The organism is Acinetobacter sp. TYF_19, from assembly GCF_043105125.1.
GTDB classification, from domain to species: Bacteria; Pseudomonadota; Gammaproteobacteria; order Pseudomonadales; family Moraxellaceae; genus Acinetobacter; species Acinetobacter johnsonii.
In genome coordinates, this window is record NZ_JBICLH010000078.1 from 15,487 (window position 1) to 32,596 (window position 17,110).

At 42.2% G+C, this 17,110-nt stretch carries 10 protein-coding genes, 2 tRNA genes and 1 pseudogene; 7 read left to right on the plus strand and 6 right to left on the minus strand.

Annotated features, from left to right (window positions below):
* Positions 1–79 precede the first annotated feature (79 nt).
* From ACF8FD_RS11280 to lldP, 5 genes are all read right to left on the minus strand, one after another.
* On the minus strand, positions 80–2,116 hold the full coding sequence (locus ACF8FD_RS11280; protein WP_234305104.1) for an NADPH-dependent 2,4-dienoyl-CoA reductase: 2,037 nt from the start codon (positions 2,114–2,116) through the stop codon (positions 80–82).
* Between the two features lie 189 nt (positions 2,117–2,305).
* Positions 2,306–4,003, minus strand: a complete 1,698-nt coding sequence (gene dld / locus ACF8FD_RS11285; RefSeq protein ID WP_279678765.1) for a D-lactate dehydrogenase — start codon at positions 4,001–4,003, stop codon at positions 2,306–2,308.
* 331 nt (positions 4,004–4,334) lie between these two features.
* On the minus strand, positions 4,335–5,489 hold the full coding sequence (gene lldD / locus ACF8FD_RS11290; RefSeq protein WP_062034458.1) for an FMN-dependent L-lactate dehydrogenase LldD: 1,155 nt from the start codon (positions 5,487–5,489) through the stop codon (positions 4,335–4,337).
* Between the two features lie 2 nt (positions 5,490–5,491).
* Positions 5,492–6,235: a transcriptional regulator LldR gene (gene lldR, locus ACF8FD_RS11295; protein ID WP_004694009.1), complete on the minus strand. Its 744-nt coding sequence runs from the start codon at positions 6,233–6,235 to the stop codon at positions 5,492–5,494.
* A 32-nt stretch (positions 6,236–6,267) separates the two neighbouring features.
* Positions 6,268–7,935 (minus strand): L-lactate permease, encoded by a 1,668-nt coding sequence (gene lldP, locus ACF8FD_RS11300; protein WP_234303807.1) that lies wholly within the window; start codon positions 7,933–7,935, stop codon positions 6,268–6,270.
* 626 nt (positions 7,936–8,561) lie between these two features.
* On the opposite strand from lldP, the gene argG reads away from it, so the two are divergent.
* Positions 8,562–9,905 (plus strand): argininosuccinate synthase, encoded by a 1,344-nt coding sequence (gene argG / locus ACF8FD_RS11305; protein WP_234303808.1) that lies wholly within the window; start codon positions 8,562–8,564, stop codon positions 9,903–9,905.
* 55 nt (positions 9,906–9,960) lie between these two features.
* Here the strand turns inward: argG and ACF8FD_RS11310 are convergent, their stop codons facing one another.
* Complete coding sequence (locus ACF8FD_RS11310; protein ID WP_279678766.1) at positions 9,961–11,223, minus strand: GGDEF domain-containing protein; 1,263 nt, start codon at positions 11,221–11,223, stop codon at positions 9,961–9,963.
* A gap of 151 nt (positions 11,224–11,374) precedes the next feature.
* Between ACF8FD_RS11310 and pyrC the strand changes: the two genes are divergently transcribed.
* The 6 genes and pseudogenes from pyrC (at position 11,375) to ACF8FD_RS11340 (ending at position 16,857) form a co-directional block, all read left to right on the plus strand.
* A complete protein-coding gene (pyrC, locus tag ACF8FD_RS11315; protein WP_010326368.1) occupies positions 11,375–12,409 on the plus strand; it encodes a dihydroorotase in 1,035 nt (344 codons plus the stop codon).
* Positions 12,394–13,053: a ribonuclease T gene (gene rnt, locus ACF8FD_RS11320; RefSeq protein WP_081313228.1), complete on the plus strand. Its 660-nt coding sequence runs from the start codon at positions 12,394–12,396 to the stop codon at positions 13,051–13,053. Before pyrC ends, rnt begins: the two co-directional genes overlap by 16 nt.
* Before the next feature lie 20 nt (positions 13,054–13,073).
* A tRNA-Glu gene (locus ACF8FD_RS11325) sits at positions 13,074–13,149 on the plus strand.
* Between the two features lie 504 nt (positions 13,150–13,653).
* A pseudogene (locus tag ACF8FD_RS11330) lies at positions 13,654–15,084 on the plus strand (amino acid permease).
* A 175-nt stretch (positions 15,085–15,259) separates the two neighbouring features.
* Positions 15,260–15,335 (plus strand) — tRNA-Glu (locus ACF8FD_RS11335).
* Between the two features lie 109 nt (positions 15,336–15,444).
* On the plus strand, positions 15,445–16,857 hold the full coding sequence (locus tag ACF8FD_RS11340) for an amino acid permease (RefSeq protein WP_234303810.1): 1,413 nt from the start codon (positions 15,445–15,447) through the stop codon (positions 16,855–16,857).
* The last annotated feature ends 253 nt before the right edge of the window (positions 16,858–17,110 follow it).

A 17,110-nucleotide genomic window follows, 5' to 3' on the forward strand; every position in this document is an offset into this window, starting at 1 on the left:
CATCATACGGAGCTTTTGTTTCAATGACAAGTGAAAATTCACCTTGAAGCAACCAACTGCATATTGTTTCATCAAACGTTTACAATTTTGCAGCAACTTCTGCACCTTCACGAATGGCACGTTTTGCATCTAACTCAGCTGCGAGTTTAGCACCACCAATAATGTGATAATTGGCTAACGTATTTTGCTCAGCACTTGGCATCAGATCTTTCACTGACTCCTGTCCTGCACACACAACGATGGTATCGACACGTAACAATTGATCTTGTCCTGCCAAATCTATCCAAAGACCTTCATTAGTCACAGCTTTGTACTGAACCCCACGCAACATACGTACTGCATGCTTTTTCAACTGTGCGCGGTGTACCCAACCCGAGGTTTTACCCAAACCTGCTCCAAGTGCAGAGGTTTTACGTTGTAATAAATAAATCTCACGAACAGGCGGATGAACTTCTGCGGCTTGCGTGCCTCCTTCAGAAACATAATTCGGGTTTGGATCTACACCCCATTCACGTTGCCAATCTGCAAGTGGTTGTGGCTGTGGTTGATACTCAGGTTTCAATAAATACTCAGACACATCAAAACCAATCCCTCCAGCACCAATCACCGCAACTTTTCGACCAACAGGTGCGCCGCGTAACACTTCTGCATAAGACAAGACTTGCGGTGAATCACTCCCTTCAATACGTAATGCACGTGGCACAACACCCGTGGCAATGATAATTTCTTCAAAGCCTTCACGCTCAAGCTGCTCACGATTCACCTTGGTGTTTAAACATAAGTCGACTCCCGTTTTTTCAATCTGTACTTTGAAATAACGAATGGTTTCATGAAACTCTTCTTTACCGGGCACAACTTTTGCCAAGTTGAACTGTCCACCCACTTCATGACTTGCTTCAAACAATGTCACTTGGTGTCCACGACTGGCTGCAACCGTCGCGGCTGACATCCCTGCGACACCACCACCCACTACCGCAACTCGTTTCGGTTGTTTCGCCTTCAAATAAACCAACTCTGTTTCAAACGCTGCACGCGGGTTGACCAAACAGGTTGCACGTTGGTTTTTAAAAGTATGATCTAAGCATGCTTGGTTACAAGCGATACACGTATTGATCTCATCAACACGATTGGTCGCTGTTTTATTCACCCAAAAAGCATCAGCCAATAACGGACGTGCCATTTGCACCATATCCGCTTTGCCCGATGCCAAAATCTCTTCCGCGGTATCTGGCATATTGATGCGGTTTGAAGCAATCACTGGCACAGCCACGTGCTTTTTCACTTCCGCAGTATAGTCTACAAAAGCAGCTCGCGGCACCGAAGTCACAATGGTCGGAATCCGCGCTTCATGCCAGCCAATCCCTGTATTCAACAAGGTAATGCCTGCTTTTTCTAGTGCTTGCGCAATGGTAACCACTTCTTGCATGGTATTGCCATCATGCACTAAATCCAGCAATGACAAACGGAAGCAAATAATAAATTTCTCACCAACTTGTGCACGTATCCCTTTGACGATTTCGACCGCAAAACGCATACGGTTTTCAATCGGTCCACCCCAACGGTCTTCACGTTGGTTCACATGACGGCTTAAGAACTGATTCAGTAAATAACCTTCTGAACCCATAATTTCTACACCGTCATAGCCTGCTTTTTTTGCAAGACTGGCACAGTTGACGTAATCATCAATCGTATTCAAAATTTGTTTTTCAGACATTTGACGCGGTTTAAAAGGCGAAATCGGCGATTTAATTGGGCTGGCAGAAACCACAAAGGGTTGGTAGCCATAACGTCCAGCATGCAAAATCTGCATTAAAATTTTTGCGCCATGCTTATGTACGGCATGGGTCACTAAACGATGTGGAGCAATATCCCCCAGCGTATTCATCGTTCCACCCGCAGGAAGGAGCCAACCTTGACGGTTTGGAGAAATCCCGCCTGTAATGATCAGGCCAACACCGCCTTTAGCACGCTCACCGAAGTATGCAGCCAATTTTGGATAATTATAAAAACGATCTTCCAAGCCCGTATGCATGGAGCCCATCACCACACGGTTTTTAATGGTGGTAAAACCCAAATGTAAGGGTTTTAAAATATGTGCATAGCTATTGGTTGTCATCATGAATCCTTATCTTTGGCTTTGCAACTTGTTGCATACTACTTTAGCTGTTTTTTAAATTATTGGGATGACAATTTATAAAAAATTCTTGGCATCTACGGTCAATCCGACTGAACTCTCAAAAACATACGACAATAAAAAAACCAGTGACGTTGCCCTCACTGGTTTAGTTTTTTAGACCAAAGCCCTTTACTGCCAATGCTTTAACTTACTGGTTTGACCAATACCCACATTAAAACTATTGGTGGGATCAAGCTTTTCATAATGCGTTCGTAGTGCAGGTTTTGCTACATATAAATGTCCGACATTATGCTCAGCTGGGTATTCCGCCCCACGAGCATCCAGTAAATGCCACATTTGATGTTCCATCGCCAAAGGATCTACGCCTTTTTTCACAATATAGTCCTGATGAAACACATGACATAAAAAGTGACCATAATAGAGTTTATGAACAATCAGATCATCCATCTCTTTGGGCAAGGTTTCCACCCACTCGCGATCATTACGACGTAATGCAATATCCAGAGCCACAATATCTTCAACTTCTGAACGGTGCGTATCCCGATAGCGAATCGCTGCACCAGCAACAGCAAAGCGATGTAAAAATGCTTTACGTCCTTCTTCCTCGCTACAGTGGAAAAAATCACCTGAGGTTTTATCTTGGAAATAACGTTTTAAAAAGCTTTCAACTTGTTCGACATCTTGATTTTCAATCCGAATAACCAAATGATGTTCATACAGATCACGGAAGGCATTCATCCGTTTCGGTAAATGATTCGGCAAAAATTTGGTGATCAATTGCAGGGCTTTATCTGACAGTCCTTTCATACCAAATTTTTCTAAGTACGCATCAACCTTATCTTTCATTGCAAATGCAGCAGGTACTTTAGCTGTGCCGAGTTTTTCAATGAACATGAAGGTGTCTTTACCGTACTCCGCCCCAATGTCATAAGCCACGCGGTGGATATATTCCCCTGCAATCGGCAATCGCGGCAAATCTTTTAGTAAAAAACGGCGGATTTCAGTCAAATCATCATGTGAATTTGTACCCACGTAAAATACCTGACTTGGAATTTTTTCAAACGTATCCAAACGTACGGCAAAGACACACACTTTACCTGCTGAACCCGATGCTTCATATAAACGAGACGGATCGGCATTAAAACGCGCGGGCGTATTTTCATCCACTTGTTTAACATCATGTCCATAACGATGGTCCGATGCGCAGCAGCCTGAGTTATTGATAATATCGCCGATTTGATAATCTTTTGTTTCAAGTTTGCTCAGGATTTCTTCAGGTGTTTCTCCGAGATTTACCCCTAAATGATTCACCAACTCTAACTGACCATCATCATTGACACGGGCATACAGTGCCAGCTCAGTATAAGCAGGACCACGGCGCACCAAAGCACCACCTGAGTTATTACAGACACCACCTAAAACCGAAGCTCCAATACAAGATGAACCAATCACCGAGTGTGGCTCCCGATTAAATGGCACCAATTCTTTTTCAAGTCGATCTAGTGTTGCACCAGGTAGACAAATCACTTGCTGACCGTCATTAATAACCTGAATTCCAACCAATCGACGCGTGCTGATCAGAACCACAGGACGGTCATAGTCATCGCCAAAAGGCGTTGAGCCGCCAGTCAAACCTGTATTGGCAGCTTGCATAATCACAATACACTCTGCATCAACAGCCGCTTGTAGTACTTGCCACTGTTCAAGTAATGACCCCGGTGCAACAACAGCCAGTACTTTTCCTGCACCGTAACGACGGCCTTGGCGGTATAAACGTGTGTCTTTATCTTCAGTTAAAACGTGTTGTTTACCAACAATGGTGATGAGTTTTTGAATAGTTTGCTGTGGAGATAATTGAGTTTGCATAAGGAGTTTTCCTATTCCAAATTTTAATTAAGGAATAATGTTTATTTATTCATTTATTTAACTTCTTATATTCGAATTCAAAGTGCAAAGATCAATTCCATATTTGAAATCCCCCTATATCTCCCTTTTCCAAAAGGGGACTTTTCTTTTACCTAGATCAATTCAAGTAAAAACAAGCCCCTCCGTTTACAAAGGGAGAGTATTGCAAATTTTACAATCAATTAATTTGCAACATTCCCCTCTTTTATAAAGAGGGGTCAGGGGAGATTTACATTGTGAATTAAAACAACTTCACACTATCCATTTTCATACAATAGAAATTATTAAAAACTTACTCAGCCAACTCTCGCTCTAACTTCACTAAACAGTCAGACGTAATATCAGCAATGGTTTTTGCACCTGTTAAAGTCATTGCCACACGCATTTCTTTATCAATCAGTTCCAATAGATTTGAAACACCTTCACCGCCTGCTGCACCGAGTGCATAAACAAAAGCACGACCGAGCATACACGTGTCCGCACCCAACGCCAGCATACGTACCACGTCTAAACCATTACGAATACCCGAATCCGCGAGGATTTTAATATCACCTTTGACTGCATCTGCAATTGGTGGAAGTGCGCGTGCAGAAGATAAAACGCCATCGAGCTGACGACCACCATGGTTTGAAACCACAATTCCATCTGCACCGAAACGCACTGCATCTTTGGCATCTTCAGGATCCAAAATTCCTTTAATGACCATTGGGCCATCCCAAAACTCACGAATCCACTCAAGGTCTTTCCACGAAATAGACGGATCAAAGTTAGAACCTAACCAACCAATATAATCTTCTAGACCTGTAGGCTTACCTAAGTATTTAGAAATATTGCCCAAGTCATGCGGACGTCCCATCATGCCGACATTCCACGCCCAATGTGGGTGGAAACACGACTGCATATAACGGCGCATTGCTGCATTTGGACCACTCATACCCGAGTGGGCATCACGGTAACGTGCGCCCGGAACAGGCATATCCACAGTAAACACCAAGGTTGAACAGCCTGCCGCTTTAGCACGTTCCAAAGCATTTTTCATGAAACCACGGTCACGCAGTACATAGAGCTGGAACCACATTGGACGCTGAATCGCAGGCGCCACTTCCTCAATTGGACATACTGAAACGGTAGACAGTGTAAATGGAATACCCTTTTTATCTGCAGCGACAGCAGCTTGAACTTCACCGCGGCGTGCATACATGCCTGTTAAACCCACAGGAGATAATGCAACAGGCATCGACAAAGTTTCATCAAACAGTTTGGTCTCTAAACTTAACTGTGACATGTCGTTCAGTACACGCTGGCGCAAAGCAATTTTTGATAAATCTTCTACATTACGCTTCAGGGTATATTCTGCATACGCACCACCATCGATGTAATGGAATAAAAATGGCGGTAAACGACGTCGTGCCGCTTCACGGTAGTCATTGGCAGAAGAAATAATCATGCTTATATCCTGTTTAATCGACTGGCGCGCTGACGACGAGCTTCTTCTTCATCAATCATTCGCACCTGTTGTACTACAAACTCAATGTGTCCACAGACTGCTTTACGTGCAGCTTCTGGATCACGACGTTCAATTGCATTCATGACTTGAAAGTGCTGATCATGCAATTGATCAAAACGGTGTGCTTCGCTATAGACTTTTCGACGTCCCAAAGCGACGTTGAACTGCAACAAATCGAACAGACCACGCATCATCTGAATCAAAACCAAATTATGAGATGCTTCAGCAATCGCTAAATGAAATTTCGCATCTGCACGAGCCGCCTCGTCATCATTTCCCAAAGCCTGAAAATGGTTAATCTGGTCATAATGATGTCGGATGTTCACCAGATCTTCTTGGGTTGCGCGTTGTGCTGCATACCAAGTTGTTCCACCTTCTAAAATAATGCGCGCCTCTTGCACATCAAATCGATAGGCAGGATCCTCACTCATCAAATTACTAATCGGTTGTACGATTTGATAACTGGACCACGTTGCTGGTAATTGTTTTAAAAAAGTCCCCGCCCCCACTTTGCTGACCAACATACCCATGCTGGTCAACTGCGAAATGGCCTCTCTTAAAGAAGAGCGAGAGACTTGAAGCTGTTCACACAGTTTTCTTTCAGCAGGCAGACGGTCTCCAACTTGCATATTGCTTTGTTCAATCAATACACGCAGGCTTTGTACAGCTTTATCGGAGACTTTCATCTGCTTTCCTTAACGTTGATACACAATTTGTGTTATGGAATCATCCATGGGAACACATAGGCTTGTAGAGTAATCATAATACCCATCATAATTGTGAACGTTATACTGTGTTTTAAGGTAAAACGGAATAAATCAGACTCTTTACCAACCAGTCCTACCGCCGCACACGCAATCGCAATCGATTGAGGTGAAATCATCTTACCGGTCACACCACCACTGGTATTTGCTGCCACCAGTAAAACTTCTGGCACACCAATTTGCTGAGCCGTAGTGGCTTGAAGTGCTGAAAACAGTGCATTGGCAGAAGTATCTGAACCCGTGAGGAATACACCCAACCAACCCAAGAAAGGCGAGAAGAACGTAAATGCTGAACCTGTATGTGCAAGGGCCAAAGCCAAGGTCGAAGACATACCCGAATAGTTTGCGATAAAAGCAAAAGACAACACCATACCAATTGAATAAATGGGAACTTTCAACTCATTCAGAGTTTCACCAAAAGTTACCACAGCATCTTTCGGTTTCATCTTCAAATAGGCAATGGTGATCAATGCTGCAATAAAGATCGCAGTTCCTGTCGCCGAGATCCAATCAAACTTGTAAATCGCGTCATAATCTTTAATTTCAGCAACCACAGGTGGCATTTTTTGAATCATTTGATGCAAAAATGGTACTTTGATTGAAATCACGAGATCATGCAATGCACCGTCTTTGGCAAATAAATCCTTAAACGGTTTCACACTCCAGATCGTCACCATCACTGTTAAAATCGCGAATGGAGACCATGCTTTTGCAATTTGTCCTACAGTGTATTTTTGCTGTTTTTGTGCAGCCACATCTTCACTCATCGTTGCGTCTTGATCTGCAAAACGGAAAATGTGCTTCGGCTGCCAGTATTTAAACAAAATTGTTAAAGAAACCAAGGATGCAATTGCAGCCGTAATATCGGGTAATTCTGGACCAACAAAGTTAGAAGTTAAGTATTGTGCAATTGCAAAGCTACTTGCACCTACCACAACTGCTGGCCATGTTTCTTTAACACCGCGCCAACCGTCCATGATTGCCATAATCCAGAACAACACGATTGGCACCATAAATGGTAGCTGACGGCCCACCATTTGGCTGATTTCCATCGTATCGACACCAGAGACTTGTCCAGCAACGATAATTGGAATACCCATCGCACCAAAAGCCACAGGTGCTGTGTTTACGATTAGGCATAGACCTGCTGCATATAACGGTTTAAAGCCTAAACCGACTAATAATGCTGCGGTAATCGCCACAGGAGCACCAAAGCCTGCAGCACCCTCTAAGAAAGTACCGAAAGCAAAACCCACCAACAGCATTTGTAAGCGCTGATCTTCAGTAATTGAGAGAATAGAAGAACGAATGATGTCAAACTGGCCTGTCTTCACTGAAATTTTATACAGGAATACCGCACCAATAATGATCCATGCAATCGGCCATAAACCGTAGAGGAAACCATAAGCCATCGATGCGAATGCCATCAGCACCGGCATCTTATAGACAAATAAAGAGACAAGAAGTGCAAGTACAACAGTAATCGTACCTGCCACACTGCCTTTTAAACGAAATACCGCGAGCGCCAAAAAGAAGAATATAATCGGAATCAGTGCAATTAGACTTGAAATCCAAATATTCCCCATCGGGTCATACATTTGCTGCCATTGAAGCATTGTCATCTCCTTGAAATGCTTACTAAGATTTAATTTTGAGCATATTATTGGCACTTTTGCCAATATTGGACAGACCAATATAAGCAACCGTAAAGAGAAACAAACCAATAATGACTTATGCTTGGCTTATTTTGATTTAAAATGAAGTAAAACTTCAATTAAAAGTTAATATTGGTACGACCAATATTAGCTACATTTATAAACCAGATCATATTTCAATCAAATTAATATCATTGTTTTTACTGATTTTTTTATTAAAATAATGCCAATTTTAGACTTTAGTCTAATAATATAAAAAATAATCACCGAACTTAAATCGAGCTTAATACTCAAAAAATGGAAAAATCACACAATATTGGTCATACCAATTTAAAACCAAACCAACTCCCCCACTTTTCTGATTAATTTACAGCCTAAACATCTTCTAAAAAGACAAAAAGTGAGCACACAATATAGAAACCGATTTTCTCCAGAAATTTTTCAACAGTATCGATATGCACATGAGCTTTAATATTTTTAAAGCCCTATGATTTTTTAGAAAAACCATTTGGAAAAGTGCTACAATCGCGACCATATGTATTCTTTCAGGCCACCCATTCTCGGTGCCTATATTTATATCGTTAGGATTAACAATGACTGATAATGCAACTATCTTGCAGAATGTCCCAGTTGGCAAAAAAGTTGGTATTGCCTTCTCTGGTGGTCTAGATACTTCAGCTGCACTTTTGTGGATGAAACAAAAAGGCGCAGAACCTTATGCTTATACAGCAAACTTAGGTCAGCCTGATGAAGACGACTACGATGCGATTCCAAAAAAAGCGGAAGCGTATGGCGCAGTAAAAGCTCGCTTAGTTGACTGCCGTTTACAGCTTGCACTTGAAGGTATTGCTGCAATTCAATGTGGTGCGTTCCACATTTCAACTGGTGGTGTACCGTATTTCAACACGACGCCATTGGGTCGTGCAGTAACAGGGACTATGCTTGTTACCGCAATGAAAGAAGATGACGTCAACATCTGGGGTGATGGTTCAACTTATAAAGGAAACGATATTGAACGTTTCTACCGTTATGGTTTGTTGACCAACCCTGCACTTAAAATCTATAAGCCTTGGTTAGACCAAACGTTTATTGATGAATTAGGTGGCCGTGCTGAAATGTCGCAATTCTTGATCGACAACGGCTTTGACTACAAAATGTCAAAAGAAAAAGCGTATTCAACTGACTCAAACATGTTGGGTGCGACCCACGAAGCAAAAGATCTTGAATACCTCAATGCAGGGATCAAAATTGTTGACCCAATCATGGGCGTTGCATTCTGGAAAGACGACGTAGAAGTTAAAGCTGAAGAAGTCTCGATTACTTTTGAAGAAGGCTTCCCTGTTGCAATCAATGGTCAACGTATCGAAGACCCTGTCGAGTTCATTCTTGAAGCCAACCGTATTGGTGGTCGTCATGGTCTAGGTATGTCTGACCAAATCGAAAACCGTATTATTGAAGCAAAATCTCGCGGTATTTATGAAGCACCAGGTATGGCACTTCTACATATTGCTTATGAGCGCTTGGTGACTGGTATTCATAACGAAGACACGATCGAACAGTATCGTATTAACGGTCTACGTTTAGGTCGTTTACTTTACCAAGGTCGTTGGTTCGACTCTCAAGCATTAATGCTTCGTGAAACTGCACAGCGCTGGGTTGCGAAAGCTATCACTGGTACTGTGACTTTGGAGCTTCGTCGTGGTAATGATTACACCATTATGAACACTGAGTCTGAAAACCTCACTTATAAAGCTGAGCGTTTAACGATGGAAAAAGGCGACTCAATGTTTACGCCAATGGACCGTATTGGTCAGTTAACTATGCGTAACTTGGATATTACCGATACTCGTGCGAAACTTGGTATTTATACCAATACTGGTTTGCTTGCAGTCGGTACGGGTTCTGCTGTTCCACAGTTAAAAGACAAAAACAAATAAGTTTGTTGAATGTCAAAAAAACCGCTCATAAGAGCGGTTTTTTTATTTCAGTGATTTATTCCGTACAAGTCGATGTGGTTAAAGGCTGATAATAAATCTGATTACGCCCCAATTGCTTGGCACGGTATAAAGCCTGATCTGCGATCCCCAGTAACTCGACTTTGCTCAAATCGACCTCGCCTTTAAAGACTGTAATCCCTAAACTAATGGTGACAAATGGAGACACTTCAGACATTTCATGCGGAATTTCCAAACGCTCAATCGCTCTATAAATATTTGAAGCCACCGCATAAGCGCCATGTGCATCAGTTTCAGGTAATAACACCACAAACTCTTCGCCGCCATAACGCGCCACAAAATCCATATGCCGAATCGCATTTTTAATAGATTTTGCAATGGATGAAATTACATCATCACCCTTTTGGTGACCATAACAGTCGTTATATTTTTTGAAAAAATCAACATCAATAAACAAAATGGATAAAGGTGTTTCATCCTGACGTGATTGCTCATAATAGGTATCCATCATTTCGTCAAAATTACGCCGATTTGATATCTTCGTCAGTTCATCATTTTGACTTAAATGCAGCAATTCTGTGGTATGTATTCGATGTATTTTTTCACTGATTTTAGCACGGCGAATATTTAAAAAAATGATGCGCTCGCGGGCGTAAATCATACGACTGATGATAAACCCCAGCAAACAGCTACCAAACATCACACGCCCCATCATGATCGCATCAAACTTGACCAGCGTCGAAATCAGGACTAAAAATGAAACCCCAGCAGCTACTACGCCTGCGATAAAAACATATCCCGGCTTTACCCCAGTCAGTAAATATCCCAACACATAAATCATGCAAATGATCATCATCGCTTGATGGCGCAAAGCTTCGGTATGTACCGACATGGTCAACCAAGTCGTCGAGACCACAGCCCAAAACACAGTAAACATGGCTGCATAAGCAAAAAAAGGCTTCAGCTTGGTAAAATGTGAAAAAACATAAAGGAACAAAAGACAGACAGCACCATTCAGCAATCCCAGTAAGCAATGAATAAAATCTTGTTTAAAATGAGACTGTTCAATAATCCAGTAATCCCCTGGAATCGTTAAAATGGCAAAAATAAAATAAGCCAAAACACCAGACCAAAGAAAGTCATTAATATTGCGACGCGCGCGCTCCAAGTTTAATCGCCAAAACTCTTGTTCTAATTTCTGAGGAAAAACCTGACCAATACGACGGTTGTGTCGTGTAATCAGCTCTTCCATTTTTTCTTTATCGTACTGAAGTTTGGCGAGGTTGTATTTATATTCCATACCAGACCAGATTTAATTCTTGTAGTTGCTTAAAAATAACACAAATTTACAAAGATAAATCATAATAATCAGACAAGATGCCTTTATTTGTCATTACCATTTTTGGCGTATATGCATTATCATCTGTTTTATTTCTTTGACAGAAATCGCCTTGAATACGATTACGATTCTCCAGCCAGATGACTGGCACGCTCACCTTCGTGATGGTCTTGCATTACAACGTACGGTTCCCGATTTAGCCCAACAGTTTTCACGCGCTATTTGTATGCCAAATACCGTACCTCCTGTTAAAACGGTTGAGGAAGCGAATGCGTACCGTGAACGCATCATGGCGCACGTACCAGAAGGCAATGCCTTCGATCCACGCATGGTGTTGTATTTTACTGACACAACTTCGCCTGAAGAAGTCAAGAAAATTAAAAACTCTGAGTTTGTAAATGCCATTAAACTCTACCCTGCTGGTGCGACCACCAACTCAGACAATGGTGTAAGCGACATTCGTAAAGTTTATGCTGTCATTGAGCAACTTGAAGAGCATCAGGTTCCATTACTGTTGCATGGTGAAGTTACACACAATCATGTCGATATTTTTGATCGTGAAAAACGTTTCTTAGACGAAGTTCTTTCTCCGCTGCTAAAACAATTTCCAAAACTGAAATTGGTTTTAGAACACATTACGACCAGTGAAGCAGCCAACTTTGTTTTAGAACAAGACCGCAATGTGGCTGCAACCATTACTCCGCAGCATTTACTGTTTAACCGTAATGATATGTTGGTTGGTGGCATTAAACCGCACTTCTATTGCTTACCCATTTTAAAACGCCAAACGCATCAGCAAACTTTGCTCGAAGTTGCGACCAGTGCCAACCCTAAGTTTTTCTTAGGCACAGACAGTGCACCACACTCTAAAAATGCCAAAGAAAATGCATGTGGATGTGCAGGCTGCTACAGCGCACCAACGGCAATTGAACTTTATGCTCAAGCATTCGATCAAGTGGGTAAACTTGAACGCCTTGAAGGTTTTGCCAGCCACTTTGGTGCAGACTTCTACGGTCTACCGCGCAATACTTCAACAATTACACTCGTAAAAGAAGACCAAGTCATCCCTGAGAGTTTAGACTATTTGGATGGTGAACAAATTATTCCGCTGTATGCGGGTAAAACCATTCAATGGAGAAAAGTGTGACAAATGAAACATTGCCAATAATTGGTCAGCGTTTCCGTGGTTTTCTACCTGTTGTTGTCGATGTCGAAACAGCAGGTTTTAATGCACAGACCGATGCCTTATTGGAAATTGCTGCAATTCCGATTATTTATAATGAAGAAGGTCAATTTGTACCGGGTCCTGCACATCACGCGCATATCAACCCCTTTGAAGGTGCAAATCTAGACCGTCGCTCATTGGACTTTATTGGTATTGATCCCTTTAACCCCATGCGCATGGCCATGGCTGAAGACGAAAAAACAGCATTAAAACGTATTTTTAAAGCCGTTAATGAAGTTCGTCGCCAACAAAACTGTACACATGCAGTCTTGGTCGGTCATAACGCCCACTTTGATTTAGGTTTTGTACAGGCAGCGATTGCACGTACAGGGACTAAAAATCAAAACCCATTTCACAGTTTTTCAGTATTTGACACCGTCACCCTAAGTGCTGTGATGTTTGGTCAGACTGTTCTTGCGAAGTCATGTATTCAAGCTGGGATTGAGTTCGATGGTAAAGAGGCCCACTCGGCTTTATACGACACTCAAAAGACCGCCGAACTGTTCTGTTATATTTTGAACAAACTCGCGCCACACCTACTTGACACTCTGGTGGCGGATCAATAAGATACCGCCATCCTCGCAACGTCCCTATCGTCTAGAGGCCTAGGACATCGCCCTTTCACGGCGGTAACCGGGGTTCGAATCCCCGTAGGGACGCCATCTTATTCTATTTCTAGAAAACACTACTTTTCATTTAATCGGTTCTGATTGACCACCGATGTTTCATTTCAATTTTAACCATTCACTAGCTATACTATGGTTCGTGTTTTTCAAGGTTGATTGTTATGCTTAAGAAATTTTTAATCTTTTTATTGATTCTATCACCTTCTATTTTTTACCTCTGGTTTGTCCAACAAGAGACAAATAACACCAACCAAGACACTGTTGTACAAGAAATCCATTCAAGTGCTGAAAATAGCCCTTCTTATCCAACACCTGACCACTAAAAAATTGACTTTAAACATTTTTTTAAATTAATAGCCAAAGTTCATCAGATAATCTTAATTCACGTGATTTTTCATCTTATTAAAAACTATAGCTAAATTCTAAAAACACTAGCACATGGAAACATCTGTAAAACCTCATTTCCTATGCTTTTAGGTGTGATAATAAACTAAGTATTCAGCTATAGAATATCACTTTAAGCCCATTGTTTGATTTTCTATGCAATCTGCAATGCCACCTTCGCAGTCTTCAATTGATTCACCCCAAAATACCTCATTAAAACATGCCATGAGCACAAGCCACCTGATCATGTCATGTTATCGCTTGGTGGCGCCATGGGTACAGGTCTGTTCATGGGCTCAGGCGAAGAGATTTCACAAGCAGGCCCTCTTGGTGCTGTGCTGGCTTATATTATTGGGGGGTGATTGCATATATGGTCATGCTTTGCCTTGGAGAGCTTGCAGTACATTTACCTGTTTCTGGTTCATTTGGTGCCTTTGTAACACGTTATATTGGCTCTGGCACAGGTTATATGGTGTCGTGGATGTATTGGCTCGGCTAGTCGGCAACACTTGGCACCGAATTTACCGCAGCAGCCATTTTGGTACAGGAATGGTTCCCGCAAACGTCAATCTGGTTATGGACGTTAATCTTTGCCAGTGGCGTCCTGATTTCAAACCTTAGCTCAACCCGAGCTTTTGCAGAGTCTGAGTTTTGGCTATCCATGATTAAAGTCGCGACTGTACTCATTTTCATTCTTTTAGGCTTTGCCTGTATTTTCGGTATCATTCCTTTTCAGGGCTATGAATCTGCCCCCTTATTTAACAACTTAACAGCACAAGGCTGGCTACCAAATGGCCTTATTCCTTTGTTTACCACCTTATTAATTGTGAATTTCGCTTTTAATGGTACAGAAATGATTGGCATTGCCGCAGGTGAAAATGAAAACCCAAAAAAATGTACCCAAAGCCATTCATGCCGCGGTTTGGCGCCTCATTATTTTCTTTGTTGGTACTATCATTGTCATCAGTTCGCTACTTAACTACACCAACACAGGTTTGCAAGTGGGTGGACATGGCGGCTTAAGCAGCAGTCCATTTGTGACTGTATTCACCCAAATGGGCATTCCCTATGCCGAAGACTTTATCCGTTTTGTGATTATCACGGCATTATTATCAACCGCGAACTCAGGCTTATATGCTGCATCACGCATGATGTGGGCCCTGTCCTCACAAAACCAACTCCCCAAGCTTTTTGCTAAAGTAAGTAAATCTGGCGTGCCTTATATTGCCATTTGGGTCACCATGATTGGTGGCTTGCCGGGCTTACTCTCAGAGCAGTTTGGTGCAGATGTCATTTTTAAGAACTTGATGGGTGTTGCAGCATTCACTATGGTGATTGTCTGGATGAGTATTTGCTAGTCAGTTTAACTTTCGTCGCCAATGGTTAAAGCAAGGCCATGCTTTATCGGAGCTGAAATTCCGTACCCCTTGGTATCCGTTGGTTCCGATCCTAGGCTTTATCTGCTGTACAGCAACAGGCTTAAGTATGGCGGCTGACCCTGAAATGCTTTCAGGTTTTATTGGCTGCTTGCTCTTTATGGCGGCTTGCTATGCCAGTTACTATTGGCTCTATCATAATAAAAACTAAGCACCTTCAGCAAAGTGAGCTTAAGCTTATTTTTTGGGCTCACTTTTGCAACAATAAAAAATTCATTCAATTTAATTACTTGTTTTGCCTAATGTTTGAACTTTCAACCATCACAGAGCAAAAACCCTTTTGACAAATAGGCCTTTAATCCTTAATATACGCATCACCTCGCAACGTCCCTATCGTCTAGAGGCCTAGGACATCGCCCTTTCACGGCGGTAACCGGGGTTCGAATCCCCGTAGGGACGCCATCTCTTGATCTTATCCGATCAACACTTATTCATAATTACTATTATTTCATTGCAGATTTGCAGTTTTTCACTACAATAGCCCGCTTCATTCCTGAACTTATTAACGCTTATGCACTCATCTCCGAATGATGCTTCGCATCAGGGCAATTCTGCGCCTTTAAAACGCGCTATGAGTACTCGACATCTGGTTATGATTTCGCTTGGCGGCGCAATCGGGACTGGCCTATTTTTAGGATCGGGTGAAGTCATTGCACAAACGGGGCCTGTAGGTGCCATTATTTCTTATTTCCTCGGCGGGATCATTGCATATATGGTCATGCTGTGTTTAGGGGAACTTGCTGTTCATATGCCTGAGTCTGGCTCATTTGGTGCTTATGCCAAACGCTATATCGGACCAGGTACAGGTTATACCATCACATGGCTGTACTGGCTAACGTGGTCAGTCACGCTAGGAACCGAGTTTACAGCTGCCGCTCTGCTCATGCAGGAGTGGTTTCCAAATAGTTCAATGTGGATGTGGACTCTAATTTTTGGTGCTTTTGTATTTAGTTTAAATATGATCTCGACCAAATGGTTCGCTGAATCTGAGTTTTGGTTGGCTTTAGTCAAAGTTATCACCGTTGTTATTTTTATTTTATTGGGTCTACTCGCTATTTTTGGCGTGATTGGCTACAGAGGCTATGAAGCTGCGCCTTTATTTAGCAACTTAACGGCTCAGGGTTGGTTCCCAGAAGGCTTGTTCCCTATCTTTACCACCATGTTGATCGTGAACTTTGCATTTTCTGGTACAGAGCTGATTGGTGTTGCTGCGGGTGAAACCAAAGATCCTGCTAAGAATGTACCCAAAGCCATCAATACTGCGATTTTCCGCTTATTGATTTTCTTTGTGGGTACCATCTTGGTCGTGACTTCACTCCTTCCGCATCAAGAAGCAGGTTTAGCAGCTGAAGGCGTGAGTAGCAGTCCATTTGTGACCGTATTCCAGCACATTGGCATTCCTTATGCTGAAGATATCATTCGTTTTGTGATTATCACTGCGTTGCTATCTGCTGCGAACTCAGGACTATTTGCCGCTTCGCGTATGATGTGGTCCTTGTCTTACCAAAAACAGTTGCCAGCAGTCTTCTCAAAAATCAATGCACGTGGTGTCCCTTACGTGGCAGTCATCGTGACCATGATTGGGGGTATGCCGGGCTTACTGTCTGAACAGTTTGCACCTGAAGCCATTTTTACAAACCTTTTAGGTATTGCAGCGTTTACCATGGTCGTCGTTTGGATGAGTATTTGCTTAAGCCAATTTAACTTCCGTCGCCAATGGTATAAACAAGGACGTAAAAAAGAAGAATTAGGTTTTGCAGCACCCCTGTTTCCTATTTTGCCAATCCTTGGCTTTATCTTCTGCTTTATCACCTGCGTTAGTATGGTGTTTGACCCAAGTATGCGTATTAGCTTCTTTGGTTGTTTACTGTTTATTGCAGTATGTTATGCCAGTTATTACACCTTTTATCACAAGAAATCTTAATCCATATTGTTAAAAAAGAGCGACTTCGGTCGCTCTTTTTTTATACTGTTTTTATCAAGTATATCATCGGTGCATACACGATGAATATTGTATGGATTCATGGAATGAATCAGCAGCACAAGACTGCATGTACCCTGCTTCAACATTGACTTGTGATCTCACAACAGGTACTGAGCGAACTTGGCTGCGCAGATGACCTACCTTATCTTCAGCGGTACAGTCGGCTGGACTTTTACGGAGATATTCTAATACG

Bases quoted from the DNA above. Each gene is read 5' to 3' on its own strand.
- ACF8FD_RS11280 (WP_234305104.1), bottom strand. From the start codon at position 2,116: ATGACAACCAATAGCTATGCACATATTTTAAAACCCTTACATTTGGGT.
- dld (WP_279678765.1), bottom strand. From the start codon at position 4,003: ATGCAAACTCAATTATCTCCACAGCAAACTATTCAAAAACTCATCACC.
- lldD (WP_062034458.1), bottom strand. From the start codon at position 5,489: ATGATTATTTCTTCTGCCAATGACTACCGTGAAGCGGCACGACGTCGT.
- lldR (WP_004694009.1), bottom strand. From the start codon at position 6,235: ATGAAAGTCTCCGATAAAGCTGTACAAAGCCTGCGTGTATTGATTGAA.
- lldP (WP_234303807.1), bottom strand. From the start codon at position 7,935: ATGACAATGCTTCAATGGCAGCAAATGTATGACCCGATGGGGAATATT.
- argG (WP_234303808.1), top strand. From the start codon at position 8,562: ATGACTGATAATGCAACTATCTTGCAGAATGTCCCAGTTGGCAAAAAA.
- ACF8FD_RS11310 (WP_279678766.1), bottom strand. From the start codon at position 11,223: ATGGAATATAAATACAACCTCGCCAAACTTCAGTACGATAAAGAAAAA.
- rnt (WP_081313228.1), top strand. From the start codon at position 12,394: ATGGAGAAAAGTGTGACAAATGAAACATTGCCAATAATTGGTCAGCGT.
- ACF8FD_RS11340 (WP_234303810.1), top strand. From the start codon at position 15,445: ATGCACTCATCTCCGAATGATGCTTCGCATCAGGGCAATTCTGCGCCT.